Source organism: Microbulbifer mixtoriginis (SeqCode) (assembly GCF_052466695.1).
Genome location: NZ_CP174285.1, coordinates 46,923 through 63,217 on the forward strand (window position 1 = coordinate 46,923; position 16,295 = coordinate 63,217).

At 55.6% G+C, this 16,295-nt stretch carries 17 protein-coding genes and 1 pseudogene; 8 read left to right on the forward strand and 10 right to left on the reverse strand.

Translation table 11 applies throughout. The features are described 5' to 3' along the window. Positions 1 to 50 precede the first annotated feature (50 nt). Complete coding sequence (gene guaA, locus ACJJI0_RS00170; protein WP_444884159.1) at positions 51 to 1,628, forward strand: glutamine-hydrolyzing GMP synthase; 1,578 nt, start codon at positions 51 to 53, stop codon at positions 1,626 to 1,628. Positions 1,629 to 1,998: 370 nt separating this feature from the next. Here guaA and rlmB read toward each other — a convergent pair whose 3' ends face one another. From rlmB to ACJJI0_RS00205, 7 genes are all read right to left on the reverse strand, one after another. Further along, a complete protein-coding gene (gene rlmB / locus ACJJI0_RS00175) occupies positions 1,999 to 2,769 on the reverse strand; it encodes a 23S rRNA (guanosine(2251)-2'-O)-methyltransferase RlmB (RefSeq protein ID WP_444884160.1) in 771 nt (256 codons plus the stop codon). Then, the gene (locus tag ACJJI0_RS00180) at positions 2,766 to 3,635 is read right to left on the reverse strand and encodes a Rossmann-like and DUF2520 domain-containing protein (RefSeq protein WP_444884161.1); all 870 of its coding nucleotides are present in this window, start codon (positions 3,633 to 3,635) and stop codon (positions 2,766 to 2,768) included. The genes rlmB and ACJJI0_RS00180 overlap by 4 nt, the downstream gene beginning before the upstream one ends. Beyond that, a complete protein-coding gene (locus tag ACJJI0_RS00185; RefSeq protein WP_444884162.1) occupies positions 3,635 to 4,393 on the reverse strand; it encodes a pyridoxine 5'-phosphate synthase in 759 nt (252 codons plus the stop codon). The genes ACJJI0_RS00180 and ACJJI0_RS00185 overlap by 1 nt, the downstream gene beginning before the upstream one ends. Positions 4,394 to 4,396: 3 nt before the next feature. Then, the gene (locus ACJJI0_RS00190) at positions 4,397 to 4,987 is read right to left on the reverse strand and encodes a peptidylprolyl isomerase (RefSeq protein ID WP_444884163.1); all 591 of its coding nucleotides are present in this window, start codon (positions 4,985 to 4,987) and stop codon (positions 4,397 to 4,399) included. Positions 4,988 to 5,115: 128 nt separating this feature from the next. Further along, positions 5,116 to 5,796 carry a TIGR04211 family SH3 domain-containing protein gene (locus tag ACJJI0_RS00195; protein WP_252082703.1) on the reverse strand — a complete coding sequence of 227 codons (681 nt, stop codon included), beginning with the start codon at positions 5,794 to 5,796 and terminating at the stop codon, positions 5,116 to 5,118. 26 nt (positions 5,797 to 5,822) lie between these two features. Then, positions 5,823 to 6,122 carry a YciI family protein gene (locus ACJJI0_RS00200; protein ID WP_444884164.1) on the reverse strand — a complete coding sequence of 100 codons (300 nt, stop codon included), beginning with the start codon at positions 6,120 to 6,122 and terminating at the stop codon, positions 5,823 to 5,825. A 38-nt stretch (positions 6,123 to 6,160) separates the two neighbouring features. Further along, positions 6,161 to 6,886: a VC0807 family protein gene (locus ACJJI0_RS00205; RefSeq protein WP_252082700.1), complete on the reverse strand. Its 726-nt coding sequence runs from the start codon at positions 6,884 to 6,886 to the stop codon at positions 6,161 to 6,163. 250 nt (positions 6,887 to 7,136) lie between these two features. Here ACJJI0_RS00205 and ACJJI0_RS00210 point away from each other — a divergent pair, with 250 nt between their 5' ends. The 5 genes and pseudogenes from ACJJI0_RS00210 (at position 7,137) to rluB (ending at position 11,929) form a co-directional block, all read left to right on the forward strand. Next, positions 7,137 to 8,051 (forward strand): PHP domain-containing protein, encoded by a 915-nt coding sequence (locus ACJJI0_RS00210; protein WP_444884165.1) that lies wholly within the window; start codon positions 7,137 to 7,139, stop codon positions 8,049 to 8,051. 116 nt (positions 8,052 to 8,167) lie between these two features. Continuing rightward, positions 8,168 to 8,791, forward strand: a complete 624-nt coding sequence (locus ACJJI0_RS00215; RefSeq protein ID WP_252082697.1) for an L-threonylcarbamoyladenylate synthase — start codon at positions 8,168 to 8,170, stop codon at positions 8,789 to 8,791. A 72-nt stretch (positions 8,792 to 8,863) separates the two neighbouring features. Next, positions 8,864 to 9,745: pseudogene (locus ACJJI0_RS00220) on the forward strand (segregation and condensation protein A); the annotation flags it as partial. Between the two features lie 178 nt (positions 9,746 to 9,923). Beyond that, entirely contained in the window at positions 9,924 to 11,075 is a 1,152-nt protein-coding gene (gene scpB, locus ACJJI0_RS00225) for an SMC-Scp complex subunit ScpB (RefSeq protein ID WP_444884166.1), read from the forward strand. After that, the gene (gene rluB / locus ACJJI0_RS00230) at positions 11,072 to 11,929 is read left to right on the forward strand and encodes a 23S rRNA pseudouridine(2605) synthase RluB (protein WP_252082694.1); all 858 of its coding nucleotides are present in this window, start codon (positions 11,072 to 11,074) and stop codon (positions 11,927 to 11,929) included. Before scpB ends, rluB begins: the two co-directional genes overlap by 4 nt. Before the next feature lie 70 nt (positions 11,930 to 11,999). On the opposite strand, the gene ACJJI0_RS00235 is transcribed toward rluB, so the two are convergent. The 3 genes from ACJJI0_RS00235 to ACJJI0_RS00245 form a co-directional block, all read right to left on the reverse strand. Beyond that, a complete protein-coding gene (locus ACJJI0_RS00235) occupies positions 12,000 to 12,707 on the reverse strand; it encodes an SRPBCC family protein (RefSeq protein WP_252082693.1) in 708 nt (235 codons plus the stop codon). A 90-nt stretch (positions 12,708 to 12,797) separates the two neighbouring features. Next, a complete protein-coding gene (locus ACJJI0_RS00240; RefSeq protein ID WP_444884167.1) occupies positions 12,798 to 14,174 on the reverse strand; it encodes an ATP-binding protein in 1,377 nt (458 codons plus the stop codon). An 11-nt stretch (positions 14,175 to 14,185) separates the two neighbouring features. Continuing rightward, positions 14,186 to 14,890 (reverse strand): response regulator, encoded by a 705-nt coding sequence (locus tag ACJJI0_RS00245; RefSeq protein WP_444884168.1) that lies wholly within the window; start codon positions 14,888 to 14,890, stop codon positions 14,186 to 14,188. A gap of 168 nt (positions 14,891 to 15,058) precedes the next feature. Here ACJJI0_RS00245 and ACJJI0_RS00250 point away from each other — a divergent pair, with 168 nt between their 5' ends. Next, a complete protein-coding gene (locus tag ACJJI0_RS00250) occupies positions 15,059 to 15,526 on the forward strand; it encodes a Spy/CpxP family protein refolding chaperone (RefSeq protein WP_444884169.1) in 468 nt (155 codons plus the stop codon). Between the two features lie 215 nt (positions 15,527 to 15,741). After that, entirely contained in the window at positions 15,742 to 16,293 is a 552-nt protein-coding gene (locus tag ACJJI0_RS00255; RefSeq protein ID WP_444885897.1) for a flavodoxin, read from the forward strand. Positions 16,294 to 16,295: the final 2 nt, after the last annotated feature.

Consider the following 16,295-nt stretch of genomic DNA (forward strand, 5'->3'; position numbering starts at 1 on the left):
CGGACCTTTCAGGTCCGTTTGCCGTTATTTATTCTGTTAATGAGTCAATCATGAGCCAAGATATCCACTCCAGCCGAATTCTGATCCTCGACTTTGGGTCCCAGTACACCCAGTTGATCGCCCGCCGTGTGCGCGAGCTGGGTGTTTTTTCCGAAATTCGCGCTTTCGACATGAGCGAAGAAGAGATCCGCGAATATAACCCGAAAGGTATTATCCTGGCCGGTGGGCCCGAGTCTGTACCGGAAGAGGGCTCTCCCCGCGCGCCAGAAGTGGTTTACAGCTTGGGCGTGCCTGTTCTGGGGATTTGCTATGGCATGCAGACCATGGCACACCAGCTAGGTGGTGCCGTACAGGGAAGTAACGTCCGCGAGTTTGGCTACGCCCAGGTAAAAGTAGAGGGCACTTCCAATCTGCTGCGCGATATCAAAGATCACCTCAACGATGAAGGTGAGGCGCTGCTGGATGTATGGATGAGCCACGGCGATAAAGTCGTGCAGATGCCGGAAGGCTTTGCGCTGATGGCCTCCACCGATTCCTGCCCTATTGCTGGTATGTACTCCGCTGACAAGAACTTCTTTGGGGTACAGTTCCATCCGGAAGTGACACATACCCTGCAGGGTATGCGCATCTATGAACACTTTGTCATCGACATCTGCGGTTGTGAAAAGCTCTGGACCCCGGCCAATATTATCGAGGACTCCATTGCTAAAGTGCGCGAACAGGTGGGTGATGGCAAGGTATTGCTGGGTCTCTCCGGGGGTGTCGACAGCTCTGTGGTGGCGGCACTGCTGCACAAGGCTATTGGCGATCAGCTGACCTGTGTTTTTGTGGACAACGGCTTGTTGCGCAAAAATGAGGGCGATCAGGTGATGCAAATGTTTGCCGACAATATGGGCGTGCGGGTTGTTCGCGCCGATGCGGAAGAGGATTTCCTCTCACGTCTGGCAGGTGTGGATGAGCCTGAAGCCAAGCGCAAAATTATCGGCAATACCTTTATCGAGATTTTCGATCGAGAAGCGTCCAAATTGCAGGATGTGAGGTTCCTGGCTCAGGGTACTATTTATCCAGATGTGATCGAATCTGCCGCCGCCAAAACGGGCAAAGCCCATGTAATCAAGTCTCACCACAACGTGGGCGGCTTGCCGGAAGATATGCAGTTTGAACTGGTGGAACCACTGCGTGAGCTGTTTAAAGATGAAGTGCGCAAAATCGGCCTGGAGTTGGGCCTGCCTTACGATATGGTTTACCGCCACCCCTTCCCGGGACCGGGCCTGGGCGTTCGCATTCTCGGCGAGGTAAAGAGAGAGTACGCCGATATCTTACGCGAGGCAGACGCCATCTTTATCGAGGAGTTGCACAAGGCTGATTGGTACCACAAAACCAGTCAGGCATTTGTGGTATTCCTGCCGGTGAAATCGGTTGGTGTGGTGGGCGATGGCCGCCGCTATGAATATGTAGTGGCGCTTCGAGCCGTGGAAACCGTGGACTTTATGACGGCACGTTGGGCGCATTTGCCCTATGAGCTGATTGAGAAGGTCTCCAATCGCATTATTAATGAGATAGAGCATATCTCCCGTGTGGCTTACGACGTATCGAGCAAGCCACCGGCTACCATCGAGTGGGAGTAAGCGCTTAATCTCACTTCTTTAAATGGGGCGCTTGGCGCCCCATTTCTCTATTTCCCCCGCCAAGCGTGCCACTTTCCACAGCTGAGCTCTTTACTTCAAATGGCGCTTAACTGGTGCGCACGTCTCTCGCTTTTATCTTGTAATTCACTGTAACTCGTTGATTTTTTGGGCGTTTCAAAAGCTGGTCATTTTTTCTTCAGATTGTCACATTGGCGCAACCATGGGCCTTTGCGACAGGGAAAGAATAGTTATCCTCAGAGATATCCACAGAATCTGTGGGTAGCCACTCTTCGAGAGGGGGGGTAGTTGGTAATTAGGGGGTTGAAAGAGAAAGAAGGGGCACCTTTTGCACAGAGATGCCCTGGGCGGATTAAAGTTGGCGCCGGAAGCTGATCAGTGCCGCAGTAACCGCTACGTTGAGGCTCTCCACACCATTTTGCATGGGGATACGCACTAGCTCGTTACACTGCTTGGTGACCGCATCGCTAACCCCGCGGGTTTCATTGCCCAGAACAAAAATAGTTGGTTTGTTACCGGGAACCTCTGCAAGGGTCATTGAGGCATGGGAGGACAGGCCACAGATACGTGCGCCGGAATCGCGAAAATCGCTTAGTGCATCGGCCAGGGTGTTGCACCGTAGTATCTGGGTTTTAAACAGAGTGCCGGTGCTGGCTTTGATCACCAGCGGGTCAATCTGTGCGCAGCCCTTTCTCGGCAGGAGAATACCATCCACACCGCCGGCACAGGCTGATCGGATAATCATGCCGAGATTTTGTGGATTGGTAATACCGTCCAGCGCTAAAAGTTCGTAGGTCTTAGCCTCATTCTTGGGCAGGAAGGCTTTGTAGTTGCCGTAGTTGGGTAGGGCCAGATCCAGCGCTACACCCTGGTCCTGGCGAGAATTTTTCGAGATGCGGGAGAGTTCTTTCCGATCCAAGTAGGAGATTTCTATCTGGCGCTCCTCGGCCAGAGACTCCATTCGACTGATCAGCTGGTCGCGTCGGTTGCTGCTAGCCAGGTGCAGCTTGTGTACCGGAAGTTCTGGGTCTTCCAGTGCTTCGAGCACCGGCTTGCGCCCATAAATAGTTAGTAGGCTGTCGAAAAAGGCCCTTTTTTTTAGGTATTCAGAGGAGTCTTTCACCGCATTGGCTCGCTCAGTAGTTCGATCAATTTGGCCGCGCTTTCATCTGAAAGCTGGCCCCGCCGCGCCAACTCTACACAGGCGAGGCCCAGTTGGCGATAGTGGTGCGCGAGTTCCGGGGCTGTCGAGGTTAAGTCTTTCAGCTGGTTGGCTACCGTTTCCAGGTCGCCCCGGGCGATCGGGCCGGTGAGAGAATTCTCCGGCCCAAGAACCATATTGTTCTGTGCAGTCTGCAGAACAATCGGCTCCAGTAACTTGAGGGCACTATCGCGGTCGATACCCGCCGCAGCGAAACTGCTCAGGCTGAGATCTATGAGTACGGTGAGGTAGTTGCACGCGATCACCGAACCCGCATGGTATAGAGACTTGTGCTGGGCTTCGATGTTGAGTATTTCACAGCCTATGGCAGTGAAAGCTTCCTCTAAAGCCTTTGTTGCAGAGCTTTCGCCCTCTAGGGCGACGCTACTGCCGGCGAAACTGTCGAGGGAGCGCAGCGGATCGGCAAAGCTGTGCACCGGGTGGGCGCTGGCGATAGCGGCAGGGTGTAGCACTTCGAGCACTTGTGAGCTCAGGGCGCCACTGCAGTGGAAGGCAGCTATGTTTTCGCGTTCGCCAAGGTGGTTGGCGAGGCGTGCAGCTGTTGCGGCAATCTCGCTATCGCTGCAAGCGATTAGCCAGAAGTCTGCGGGCTTCATCAATTCCAGCGTGGCTACTGCGTGCCCGGCGCCGATAAACTCGGCGGCGGCCTGTGCGCTATCCCGGCTGCGATTCAAAATCGATTGAACCTGAAAAAAACCGGTCTGTTGCCACAAGCGCCCGAGCGTTTTCCCCAGGCGCCCGGCACCAATAATGTTGAGTGTCTTCATTAGTTGCCGGCGAGGCAGTCCAGGTAAGCTTTAACAGCATTCTCCAGCCCCATACCGATGGCGTCTACGGTGAGGGCGTGGCCGATTGAGACTTCCTGTAATCCCGGCAGGGTGCGATAGCGGGGCAGGTTGACCAGGTTCAGGTCGTGGCCCGCATTTACCCCCAGTCCCAATTGGCGTGCATGCTCGGCTGCGGCGCAGTGAGCGCTGAAGATATCTTCCAGTTCCGCGCTCTGTTTTGCGGCTGCTTCTGCATAGGGGCCTGTATACAGTTCAATGCGATCAGCACCCACATCCTTGGCCAGGCTGATCTGCTCAAGATCCGGATCCATAAACAAGCTAACTCGGACACCGGCGTCCTTGAGTCTGGCGATCAGGGGGACCAGGCGCGGGCCATCGAGTTTGAGGTTGAAGCCGTGATCGGAGGTTAGCTGGTCGTTGCTATCGGGGACCAGGGTGCACTGATCTGGTTGGGTTTCCAGTACTAACGGCATCAGGCCGGGATAGTCCCCCTGGTGCAGGGCGAAGGGATTGCCCTCAATATTGAACTCAATACCCTGGCGATCGCGGCACAGTGCAGCCAATTCGCGTACGTCATTGGGGCGGATATGGCGCTGATCTGGGCGTGGGTGTACGGTGATACCCTGCGCACCAGCATCTAGGCATATCCGACCGTGGGCAGTGACATCGGGGAAGTTACCCTCGCGGGAATTGCGGATCAGGGCGATCTTGTTGAGATTAACACTGAGAGCGATCACAGCTTATTCTCCCTTGCTGTTGGTGGCGACGGCGTTGTCACCGGTGTCTATACGTTTGGCCTCAAGGATGCGGATGGGCGTGTTGGGGGCGCTTGGGTGCTGTCGATAGAGGCCCCTTGGCTGCTCTACCATCTTTTCCACAATATCCATGCCGGCAATCACCCGGCCAAAAACGGCGTAGCCGGGTTTGTCTTCTTGGGCGTCGAGCCTGGTGTTATCGACCAGATTGATAAAAAACTGAGAGGTAGCGCTGTCTGGGTCGTTGGTTCTTGCCATGGAGAGAGTGCCGCGCAGGTTTTGCAGGCCGTTGGCGGATTCGTTGACGATGGGGTCTTGGGTTTCCTTTCTCTGGAAATCGAAAGTAAATCCGCCACCCTGAACAACGAAGCCCGGTACTATCCGGTGGAAGATGATCCCATTGTAAAAGCCGTTATCGGTATAAGTAAGGAAGTTCTGTACGGTGACCGGAGCTTCTTTGGCGAAGAGTTCGATCTGAATAATGCCCAAGTCGGTTTTAAGTTCCACACGCGGGTTTTTGGCCAATGCGGGAAGGGCAAGGGTTGCACAGAGTAGCATTGCAAATAGTTTACGCATCATCCTAAGTCCTTTAGGTTTTACGGCGGTGTTTCGACACAACCGCTTTTGAGTTGGATGTAGGGCTTGGGGGGATATCACTTCCCCCGGGGCTCAATAGTATGCGATTTCGACGAGAGTGGGCGAAATCAGTTCGCCCACTCTGAGTGGCGCTTGCGCGGGCGTAGGTGCGGGGCAATCATTGCAAGGAGGGCGCCCAGAAGTACAGACAGAGCGCCATACATATACCACTTGTGGCTTTCACTGCCGGATAAGCGCTGAATTTCCGCTTCTGCCATGGTCTTCTCCTGCTTGAGTAGTTCGTGCTGGTGCAGGAGTTTTTGGTGGCGCTCATTGAGTGCCAGGGCATCTGCCGATAACGCCTTTAGGGTTTTCAGCTCGGCTGCGAGAGTCTGGCTCTGTTGCTGGGCGGACTCCAGGGAGCTACTCAGCTTGCTATTTTCTTCCTCCAGGCGGCGGACTTCCCCACCGAGGTTGCCTTCCATTTTCTCAAAGCGTGCCAGGTTTGCTTCCGCTTGTTCCAGCTTGAGTTTGGCCACTGGGTCGGAGACCAGGTATTGGCGCCTCACCCACCCCTCTGTGCCACCCTGGGTGCGCACGCGGGTCCACCCCTCTTGCGGGGCATCTTCGAGAACACTGAGCTGGGTGCCGCTGGGCAAGCCGCGGTGCAGGATACGAAATCCATTGCCTTTACCGGCGCGCATGGGCACATGTAGCTGGTCGGTGATATAGCGAGTTTCGGCGGCGGCAGTTGCCGGGACTGCGTTGAGCAGTGTGGCGGCGATCAGGCCGCACAATAATTTCTTCATTGCGATACAGCTTGTGCTTGTTGTTATTAGGGCAGTACTAATTTGAATGGCTTGACAGAAGTTGAAGCGTAGACGCCAGCAGCCACATAGGGATCGCTGTCGGCCCAGGCCTGAGCTTCCTCAAACGATGGAAATTCGGCAACCACTAGGCTGCCGCTAAAGCCAGCCTCACCGGGTTCTTCGCTATCAACGGCGGGGTGTGGGCCTGCAACCAGCAGGCGCCCCTCGTCTTTAAGACGGTTGAGTCGGGCTAAATGGTCTGGACGCGCTTTTTTGCGCAAAGGGAGACTATCGCTAACATCTTCACTGATGATTGCGTACCACATTGTGAATTTTGCTCTTGTTAGTTGATCAGGAAATTTTGTTATTGGGCAACCATGACTTCTTCCAGCTTCAGCCCGGTAAGCTTGCCGATACGGGAGAAGAGGAAAAAGAGAACCAGCATTAAAATAATGGTGGCCGGCAGGGCGATCACCGGATAGCTGAGTGCGGTCATTTTACCCAGTTCCTCATTGAAGGCTTCCGTACCCGGAGGGCTCTGTAAAATAACTTTCGCCAGTACGTAGTTGAGTACTGAGGAGAGGAAAAAAGAGGCGGCGATCATCCAGGATGCCTGTTGTAAGGTGCGCTCAAAGGCACCCTGGTTGCCTTTGTTGGCGAGACTTTGGGCGATCTTGGCGGTATCCAGTATCTGGTCGTTGTACAAAAGTGTCTTTACCAGTGGCCAGCGGGTGTAGAGGGAGGCAACGGTGGCGATACCCAGCAGCCCTGGAATGGCGGCTTCTTTAATGGCGATATACTGCGGATCCAACTCCAGCAGGCTGATACCACCGGTGAGCAGGATGCTGATAGTTCCCAGGGCGGAGAAGAAGTTGACCTTACCAGAGCGAATGAGGTCGCGCAGTCCGTAGCCGAGAGGGAAAGCCAGTGCGACCACTAGAGCCCATTTGGTGCCGAGCCAGTCGTCCCCGGAGAGTTTGGTCAGGACCAGGGTGGGGATAACGATGTTGAGAAGCAGGTTGCCGAGCAGGCCCTCTTTCTTCTTGGGCTTCTGTTGGGCTACTGGGGTGGTCGAATTCGTTTCGGTCATACTCAATTCCGGTGATAATGCCCGCGGGAAGCTGGTTGAGAGGTCATATTGCAATGGCCCTCAAGGAAAATCGCTTCCCCACTGACAATACTGCTGTCAGACTCCGGTTCCTCGTGGCCGCCAAGGGAGACCTATGGTCCGGGCCCTATCCTTGAAAACACCGGTTGCGAGTAGGACAGCGCCACCGGATGATTGTTCCAAATAATAGATACTGCGACTTTTAACCCCTAGAGAGAGTGAGAGCCTGCTGTTGAGTTTCCTGCCAGAAGATCTGAATACAGACCTTGTAGACCTTCACTGCCACAGTACCGCTTCCGACGGTATTTTAAGTCCTGCTGAGCTGGTGTCGAGGGCGAAATCTCAAGGTGTGACACTGATGGCACTCACTGACCACGATACGGTGGATGGTGTAGCTGAGGCACAGGCGGTTGGTGACCAATTAGGCATCACCGTGATGACGGGGATCGAATTCTCCAGCCTTTGGGGGCGGCGCTCCGTCCATGTAGTTGGATTGAATGTTGACCCGGCAGCCGAGTGCTTGCGGCAGGCAATTGCCCTGCGCGAGCGATTGCGCCAAGAGCGCGCCGAGCGGATTGCCGAACGTCTAGAGAAGCGCGGTTTTCAGGGCGCTTTGCAGGGGGGGCGTGCGATTGCCGGTGATTCCGTACTGGGGCGGCCGCACTTCGCCCGTTGGCTGGTGCAAGCCGGGCACGTTGAGGACACAGCGCGGGCATTCAAACGTTATCTGGGCGCCGGCAAGATCGGCGATGTGCGCGTGGAGTGGCCACAATTGCAAGAGACTGTAGAAACTATACAGTCTGCTGGTGGTGCGGCAGTGTTGGCACACCCTCTCAAGTACAGTCTCACTCGAACCCAATTAATGCGTCTGCTGATAGAGTTCTACCGCAGTGGCGGGAATGCTATAGAGCTGCTCTGTGGCCGGCAGAACCCCACGCAGACCAGAGAACTGCGCACCCTCATGGCGTTGGCCGTTGGCGATTCCTGCAAAGCTCCATTGTTGAGCTCTTTGGGGAGTGATTTCCACCAGCCGGAGCAGCCCTGGAGGGAACTGGGCTGTGTGCGTTTACCCGAAGACGTCGAGCCGGTGTGGAATCTGTGGCACACTCTGCACCGGGATCGATCCGGGGAAGCAGTATCTGCCTGACGGTGTGAATTTTCACATCACACCAGAGGGGGAGTCGGCATTGGTCGAACCCTAATCCCCGGCGGGTATCAGAGCCCGCCGCAAGAGGTTTCAATTGATTAAAGCTTGGGGGCTTTGTGGCGCAGTTCTTTCAAATTCATCCGGACAATCCTCAAGGGCGGCTGATCAGTCAGGCCGCAGATATAGTGACTAGTGGTGGGGTGATTGTTTATCCCACTGATTCTGCCTACGCGATAGGCTGCCGATTAGGGGAGAAGCTAGCGGTTGAGCGGATTCGCGCCCTGCGTCAGCTGGATAAAAATCACAACTTTACCCTGATGTGTCGCGATCTTTCCGAGTTAGCCACTTACGCCAAGGTGGATAACCAGATGTTCCGCCTGCTAAAGAACCACACCCCAGGCTCCTATACCTTTATTATGCCGGCCACCGCAGAGGTGCCTCGCCGTCTAATCCACCCCAAGCGCAAAACCATTGGCATTCGCGTGCCCGACAACCCCATTGCTTTGGAGTTGATTGAGGCGGTGGGTGAGCCGTTGATGAGCTGCAGCCTGATTATGCCTGGCGATACGCAGCCGCTGACCGACCCCTATGATATTCGCGACACCCTCGAGCACCAGGTGGAGCTGGTGATTGATGGTGGCTTTTGTGGAATGGAAGCGACTACGGTAATTGACCTGACAGGCGATGAGCCCGAGCTAATTCGCCAGGGCTGTGGCGCCACAGATGAAATACTGGGCTGATTAGCGCCTCACTGGTGTATAATCGGCCGTTTGCGATTTTGAGGGTGGGGCAGGGTGTCCAGTGAAGAACTAATAGCCGAGGTGGAGGAACAGGTACTCGCCGATGTTGCAGCTACCGAATCTGCCGCCCCTGCTGATTCGCCCACGGAAAACCCGCTCTCCGAGGAGAGCGAAGAGGGCGACGGCCCTCTCGCACTCGTGTTGGGGGAGGCATTTACCGACCTGCCCCCAGATCTCTTTATTCCACCAGATGCTCTGGAAGTTATCCTGGAAGCCTTCGAAGGCCCACTGGATCTGCTGCTTTACTTAATCCGCCGCCAGAACCTGGATATTTTGGAAATTAACGTCTCGGACATCACCCGCCAGTATATGGCTTATGTGGAGATGATGACGTCGATGCGTTTTGAGTTGGCGGCGGAATACTTGGTGATGGCGGCAATGCTCGCCGAGATCAAGTCGCGCATGCTGTTGCCGCGCCCGCCAGCAGCGGAAGAAGAAGAGGGTGAGGACCCTCGCGCTGCACTGATTCGCCGCCTGCAGGAATACGAGCGCTTCAAAACTGCCGCCGAGGATCTCGATGAAATACCGCGCATGGGCCGCGATATCCATCAGGCGAGTGCCGAAGGACCGGACCGTAATATTACCCGGCCCGACCCAGAGGTGGATCTCAAGGAGGTATTGGTTGCGCTGGCGGATGTGTTGCGCCGCGCCGATATGTTTGAGAGCCACCAAGTGGAACGCGAAAAGCTCTCTACCCGCGAACGTATGACTCAGGTGCTGGATCAGATCCGCCACGGTCAGTTTGTGCCGTTCGTGAGTCTGTTCACCGCAGAAGAGGGGCGCCTTGGAGTGGTGGTGACTTTCCTAGCGGTGATGGAGCTGGTCAAGGAGTCCCTGGTCGAGCTGGTGCAAAATGAAGCTTTTGGGCCCATTCATGTGCGTGCAGCTAGCCAGGGTAATGTAGCCGGTGATGATGAACTTGACGAAAGTACAGATGACTCCTACGCAGGAGAGCCGGGGGAAGCACCCCAGTTTTCCGATGCCGAGAGTGCCTTGAGTCAAGACTTGAGTGATCAGGAGTCACATTCTGAAGGGCAGGTGGAGCCCAGAGAAGAAGAGTTGGAACAATAAGATGACAATCGCTCCGGAATTACTGCGCAGAATCCTGGAGGGTGCCTTGTTAGCTTCGGCTCAGCCCCTCAGTGAGGAAAAATTGTTGTCCTTGTTGGACGAGGAGGAGCGCCCCTCCGCCACAACCCTACGGGATGTGCTCGGTGAGATTGCCGAGAGTTATGCTGGGCGCGGTTTTGAGCTGAAAAAAGTTGCCAGTGGTTGGCGCTTCCAGGTGCCGGAAGATCTGGCCCCCTGGGTGAACCGCCTATGGGAGGAAAAAGCGCAAAGGTATTCCCGCGCAACTCTGGAAACATTGGCGATTATTGCCTACCGTCAGCCGGTCACCCGTGGGGATATTGAGGAGATCCGCGGGGTTGCGGTCAGCTCCCAGATAGTGAGAACCCTGTTGGATAGAGGTTGGATCAAGGTGGTTGGTCACCGAGATGTGCCCGGTAAGCCCTCCCTCTACGCGACCACCAGGGATTTCCTAGATTATTTCAATCTGTCCTCCCTGGATGACTTGCCCACTTTGGCTGAAATCCGTGATATCGAGAGCTTGAATAAGATTCTCGAATCAGAGGGGCTCCCCCCCGAGGAAATCGCGGCTGCACTCGCCGCTGAGGGAGAGGAACTTTCAGAGGGCGAGCAGGTGAGTGTGGAAACGGAAGAGGAGGCCGGCGCACTGGAAAGTGAGGAGCAGGAGGAATCTGAAGATGCGGAAACGGATACCGATGCTGAGGAGGACGCCCGGGTCGCTGCAGCGCTTGAGGAAATCGCTGCGGAGGCCAATATACAGCTAGAGACCGAAGCTGCCGAAAGTGATGATGTGGCAGTAGCTGAGTTATCCACAGAGGCGCAAGAAGAGATCAGGGATGAAGCGCCGGAAGATGAATGGGAGTTGGCGCAGGCGCAGTCTGAAAGCCCAGAGGCTTCTGAGCCTCTGAGTGTTGACGCCGAGGAGGAGTCAACTCCGGAAAAAGAACATGAAAGCGAAATTGAACAGGACGACGACGTTGGGGAGCCACAAACCCCTATCGCGGCAACACTGCCCAAAAGCAGCCTGTTTGGTGATATCGACACTGAGGCTGCAACCGATCAAGAGGAGCCGGGAAGTAGCGATGTCGATGAAGATTCCCAAGAAGTAGTGCAAGCGGAAAACACCACCCCATGAGTGATGGCACCTCGCCAGCAGGCGAAAAATTGCAAAAAGTATTAGCGCGCAGCGGCCTTGGGTCGCGGCGTGAGATGGAGCGCGCGATCGATGCGGGTCGCGTGACCGTTAACGGAAAAGTAGCGGAACTCGGCGAACGGGTGACCGGTGCGGATCATATTGAATTTGATGGCCAGGGCTTGCCCTCCAGCGGGGAAAACCGCTGCCGGGTAATCCTATACAACAAACCCGTCGGCGAAATCTGCTCGCGCCACGATCCGGAAGGGCGCCCCACGGTTTACGACCGCCTGCCCCGGCTGAAAACCGGCCGCTGGATATCCGTTGGCCGCCTGGATTTCAACACCAGTGGTCTGCTGCTGTTTACCAATAGTGGCGAGCTGGCCAACAAGTTGATGCACCCCTCATCGGTGATTGATCGCGAATACCTTGTGCGCATCCAGGGAGATGTGGATGAGGAGATGAAGCGACGCCTGCTTAAAGGGGTGCTATTGGATGACGGCTCCGCGCGCTTTACCGATATTGTTGAAAGCGGCGGCGAGGGTAGAAACCGCTGGTTTTACTGCGTGGTGATGGAGGGACGCAATCGTGAGGTGCGCCGTTTGTGGGAGTCCCAGGGGGTGCGCGTGAGCCGCCTCAAGCGGGTGCGCTATGGCAGTGTATTTATTCCATCCCATGTGCGTGTGGGCCAGTGGATTGAGATGGAGCCCAGGGAAATTGACGACCTGTGTATCACCGCCGGTCTGCCCAAGCTGGGCCAGCGACCGCTAACCCAGGGGGAAAAACAGAACCTGGAACGCCAGAGGCGCAAACTGCGTAAGTCACCGGTACCGGCGCAGCGTCGTAATAAGTCCTGATACGGTTACGTTTTTTTACGAAAAAGCCCGCATTCTGCGGGCTTTTTCGTGCTTGGGTGCTAGCTTTAGCCTACGGCTGGTTCTCTTTTTGCTCTTCATTTTCAGGAGTTTCTCCAGCCTCTTCCTGCTGTTGATTCTGCATCTCAGACTGTACGCCCTGCGGGCCACCACCCATGGCGTCGTCGACATCGGAGGGAATATCGGACACCGAATTACTGGTGTCATTAGTCTCCTCCTTATTGGCTCCCTCGGTTTTGGTACTGGACTCCATCAGTTGCTTGAGCTTTGCCAGTCCTTGTTCGTAGGACTCCCCCACCATTTTCTTGATGGCCAGCCCCATCCAGCGCTCCCTTGGGCCGCCACCGGTATCGGTATTAAAGCTCCAGACAACCTGGGTGCCGCCGTTTTGGGGCATTAACCTGAACTCCGCGGAGGCTTCACTGCCGTCACCAAAATTAAGCTTGTTGAGTACTGTTGAGTCCGGCGTGCTGGCGATGATGGTCTGGGTTCCGCTGCCCTCATTGGAGTTTTCGCCATGCCAACTCATGGTTGCCCCCACCCCCGTTTCTGGACCGCTGTATTTATATTCCATGGCGGGATCTATATGCCGCCAGGGGGACCAGCTGTTGAATTTTCGATAGTCGTTGACGTAGGGGAATATGGTTTGGGGTGGTTTGTCGATGTAGATACTGCGCTCCAAGGAGACTTCTCGGGGAAACAGATAACCGGCTAGGAGTAGTAGTATCAGAAATACGAAGATATAGAGTATCCAGCGCATAGCGGGGCCCTTTGCTATTTTCGGGATCGCTGACCCCGGTTGCCGGCGAATAGCCGGCACTAGTCAAGGTTATAGCAGTTCCTCTGCGGTTTAATCGTCGCTGAGATGGATAAGTGGCAGCTTGATCTCGACACAGAGGCCGGCACCGGGTTGATTGCGCGCGGTAATGCTGCCACCGTGGTGCAATATCGTGCGCTGGGCGATAGCCAGCCCCAGCCCAAAACCACCACTCTCGCGAGTGCGGGCACTATCTGTACGGTAGAAGGGGCGGAAAATGGCTTCTAGGTCGGATTCTTCCACGCCGGAGCCAGAGTCGATTACAGAGATGCTGCAATTGTCTGTGGACTCCTGCACCAGTACCCGCACCAGTCCGTGGCTGGGGCTGTATTTGATCGCATTGCGCAAGATATTCTCCAGCGCTGCGGTCAGGGAGCTGCCGCGAGTAGCGACAAGCAGCTCTTCACCACTGACGCTCATATCAAAGCCGAGATGTTTATCCGTCGCTTCGATCTGCAGGTCGTCGATCAGCGCTGCGAGTAAACTGTTGAGCTCTACTACGTCATCCAGTGGGCGTTGCTCCTGGTTGCTGACCGGCAGGGAGAGAACGTCGGCGATAATATCTTCGAGATAGTCCGCCGCTTTGCCGATTTTATCCAGTTCAGTATCGAGCTCTACAACTTGCTTCTGGCGGGCGATCGCGAGGGCTACCTGCAGTCGCGCCAGGGGCGAGCGCAATTCGTGGGACACATCTTTAATCAGGCGGCGCTGTTCGGACATGGACTCCTGAAGCTGGGCGGTCATGGAGTCGAAGTCCAGTGCCAAGTCGGTCAATTCATCGTTGCGGGTGCGCAGGCTGGGGGCGACCCGGTAATCCAATCCTCCGGCGGCGACACGCTTGGTGGCGGCGCGCAGTTGTTCTAAAGGTCGGCTCAGGTAGCTGGCCAGCCAGTAACAGGCGACGCCCGAGGCAATCATAGAGAGCAGCAGCATGGGCCAGAAGTTGCGCCAAAGGAATCGCAGTAGCAGCCCCTCTTTACTATCTCCGGCAACCAGGGCAATACGCAGAGGGTCTCCTGTGCGCAGTGGCAGGAAGAAGCCAACGGTAGGTTTGTTATCCACTAGCATATGGGCCTCGCGATTGCGGTAGTCGAGGCTATTGATCAGCGGTGCCATGTTCTGTGGCAGTGGTCTCCCCAGCAGGTCGTTGCCTTCGCTATCTATTGCGTACACCCGCCGCTTGACCTTTTTGGGTGCGCGCTCCAGCCAGTGCTGAAACTGCTCGGGCCCATGGCGGCGGGCGATACGCATATTGCGCATGACTTCTCGAAACAGTGCGGGCCCCTCCCAGCGCTCCTCCTGGCGGGGGTCACCAAATTCGCCAAAATGGGTAATGTAAATGGCGGCAACCACCATCACCATGGCGGTGATCCATGCGCCAAAAAACATTTTCCAGAAGAGGCTGCGCATTTTGATACTACCTACTGCTTGGCCTGGGTGAGCATATAACCGGCGCCGCGGATATTGATAATCAGGTCGCGGCTGGCGCCTTTGTCCGCGAGTTTCTTGCGAATGTTGCTGACATGTACATCGATGGAGCGGTCGTAGGGCATCAGTTTGCGCCCCAGGGCATTCTCGGTGAGTACCTCTTTGCCCACTACATCCCCAGCGCTTTGTACTAACACCTTGAGCACAGAAAATTCGGCCCCTGTCAGAGATAGGGCCTGGTCACTCCAATAGGCCTGATGCTCGGTTGGTAGCAGGCGTAACGGGCCGCTGCTAAGGCTATCGTCGTTATTTTCTACCTCAACCCGACCGCGACGCAAGATTGCGCGCAGGCGCGCCGCCAACTCGCGGGGATTACAGGGTTTGGGTAAGTAGTCGTCGGCACCCATTTCCAGGCCCACGATTCGGTCTACGGTGTCCCCTTTGGCGGTCAGCATAATAACCGGCAGGGAGCGGCTGGTGGGAGAGGCCTCCTCGCGCAGCTTGCGCAGTACATCAAAGCCATTGTGCACCGGTAGCATCACATCTAACACCAGGGCATCAAAGTGCTGGCTCTGGGCCAATTCCAATCCGCGGCCACCGTCGTTGGCGGCAGTTACATCAAAGCCCTCTCCGGTGAGGTACTCCCTCAGCAGATCAGTTAATTCTGTGTCGTCGTCGATTAGAAGGATGCGGCTCATGATGTTCTCTCAATTGCTGTGGGGCCATTATATGCAAAGCGTTGGCGCTAGTTATCACAGCTCTGCGGCCTTTTTACCGTTCTTAACAAATGTTTACCGGGGTTTGCCCCTGTTTACACAGGCCCGACTTACTATGAAATCACTGAATACAAACGTGAGGACGGAGTGATGAAAAACTGGAAGCTGGTGCTGAGTAGCCTGGCCTTGGCCGGAGTAATGGCTGCCCCTGTAGCTACTATGGCGTTTGGCGCAGAGGAAGGCCATCACAAGCGCGGATATGAGTATATGGCGCGCAAGCTGGAACTGACTGAGGGCCAGAAAGCGCAGTTGAAGGCTAACAGAGACAGCAATAGCGAAAGCAGGAATGCCCAGCGCCAGCAGTTACAAGAGCTGCGCAAGCAAATCCATACCGCCCTGGAGAGCGGTGCAGACCAGGCCACCCTAGACCAGCTCGGGACCGAATTGGGCAAGTTGCAGGTGCAAAAAATGCAGAACCACTTCCAACTGCGCCAGCAGTTCGAAGCGATCCTCACGGATGAGCAGAAAGCAAAATTTGAAGAGTTGAAAGAGCATCGCAAAGAGCGCCGTGTAAAGTGGCGTGAGGAGCGCCTTGAGCGCCGCGCTACAGAGAGCTGATTTCCCCAAATCGCAGACTCCTTGTGCGATCCACCGGGCGCACCCTTCCCCAGAGGCCCGGTCGGTTCATAACCCTTTGCCCCCACAATTATGGGGGCTTTTTTGTGTCGAGGTATAGCCTTGGCCAGCTTGCCGTGCCCCGCCTTTGCTGGGAGAATACGCCGCCCCGCCAATAGGTATCTAGTGTGGCCCGGTTTGGGCGAAGAGGAATGACTGTGAGCAAAATCGGCTTGTTTTATGGCAGTGATGAAGGCAACACCGAATCTGTAGCCCTGCGTATTCGCGCCCGCCTGGGTGAGGAGCGGGTGGACCTGTTTGATATAGCCGATGTCACACAGTTGGACATTGCCAACTACGAGCAGCTGATTTTTGGTATTCCCACCTGGGATTTCGGCCAGATCCAATCCGATTGGGAGGAGTTCTGGGAGGATGTGCAGGAAATCGACTTCAGCGGCAAGACGGTGGCCCTGTTTGGCCTGGGCGACCAGTTTGGTTATGGCGATTATTTCTTAGACGCTATGGGCATGTTACACGATGTGATTGTCGGTCGGGGAGCGGCCATTGTCGGTTTGTGGTCGATCGAAGGCTATGAGTTTGAGGCCTCCAAAGCGGAGATCGAGGGCGAAGGCAAATTTATGGGGCTCGCTATTGATGAAGACCAGCAGGAAGAGATGACTGCCGAGCGTCTCAATCTCTGGTGCAAACAGATAGCCGACGAGTTTAATCTTGAAGGCGGTGCGGCCAGTGTCGTTGAGCTGGATGACTAAAT

What these genes read in the sequence shown, in the direction of transcription:
- guaA (WP_444884159.1), top strand. Translation starts at nt 51, where the DNA reads ATGAGCCAAGATATCCACTCCAGCCGAATTCTGATCCTCGACTTTGGG.
- ACJJI0_RS00180 (WP_444884161.1), bottom strand. Translation starts at nt 3,635, where the DNA reads ATGAAGACACTCAACATTATTGGTGCCGGGCGCCTGGGGAAAACGCTC.
- ACJJI0_RS00190 (WP_444884163.1), bottom strand. Translation starts at nt 4,987, where the DNA reads ATGCGTAAACTATTTGCAATGCTACTCTGTGCAACCCTTGCCCTTCCC.
- ACJJI0_RS00195 (WP_252082703.1), bottom strand. Translation starts at nt 5,796, where the DNA reads ATGAAGAAATTATTGTGCGGCCTGATCGCCGCCACACTGCTCAACGCA.
- ACJJI0_RS00200 (WP_444884164.1), bottom strand. Translation starts at nt 6,122, where the DNA reads ATGTGGTACGCAATCATCAGTGAAGATGTTAGCGATAGTCTCCCTTTG.
- ACJJI0_RS00205 (WP_252082700.1), bottom strand. Translation starts at nt 6,886, where the DNA reads ATGACCGAAACGAATTCGACCACCCCAGTAGCCCAACAGAAGCCCAAG.
- scpB (WP_444884166.1), top strand. Translation starts at nt 9,924, where the DNA reads ATGACAATCGCTCCGGAATTACTGCGCAGAATCCTGGAGGGTGCCTTG.
- rluB (WP_252082694.1), top strand. Translation starts at nt 11,072, where the DNA reads ATGAGTGATGGCACCTCGCCAGCAGGCGAAAAATTGCAAAAAGTATTA.
- ACJJI0_RS00235 (WP_252082693.1), bottom strand. Translation starts at nt 12,707, where the DNA reads ATGCGCTGGATACTCTATATCTTCGTATTTCTGATACTACTACTCCTA.
- ACJJI0_RS00240 (WP_444884167.1), bottom strand. Translation starts at nt 14,174, where the DNA reads ATGCGCAGCCTCTTCTGGAAAATGTTTTTTGGCGCATGGATCACCGCC.
- ACJJI0_RS00245 (WP_444884168.1), bottom strand. Translation starts at nt 14,890, where the DNA reads ATGAGCCGCATCCTTCTAATCGACGACGACACAGAATTAACTGATCTG.
- ACJJI0_RS00250 (WP_444884169.1), top strand. Translation starts at nt 15,059, where the DNA reads ATGAAAAACTGGAAGCTGGTGCTGAGTAGCCTGGCCTTGGCCGGAGTA.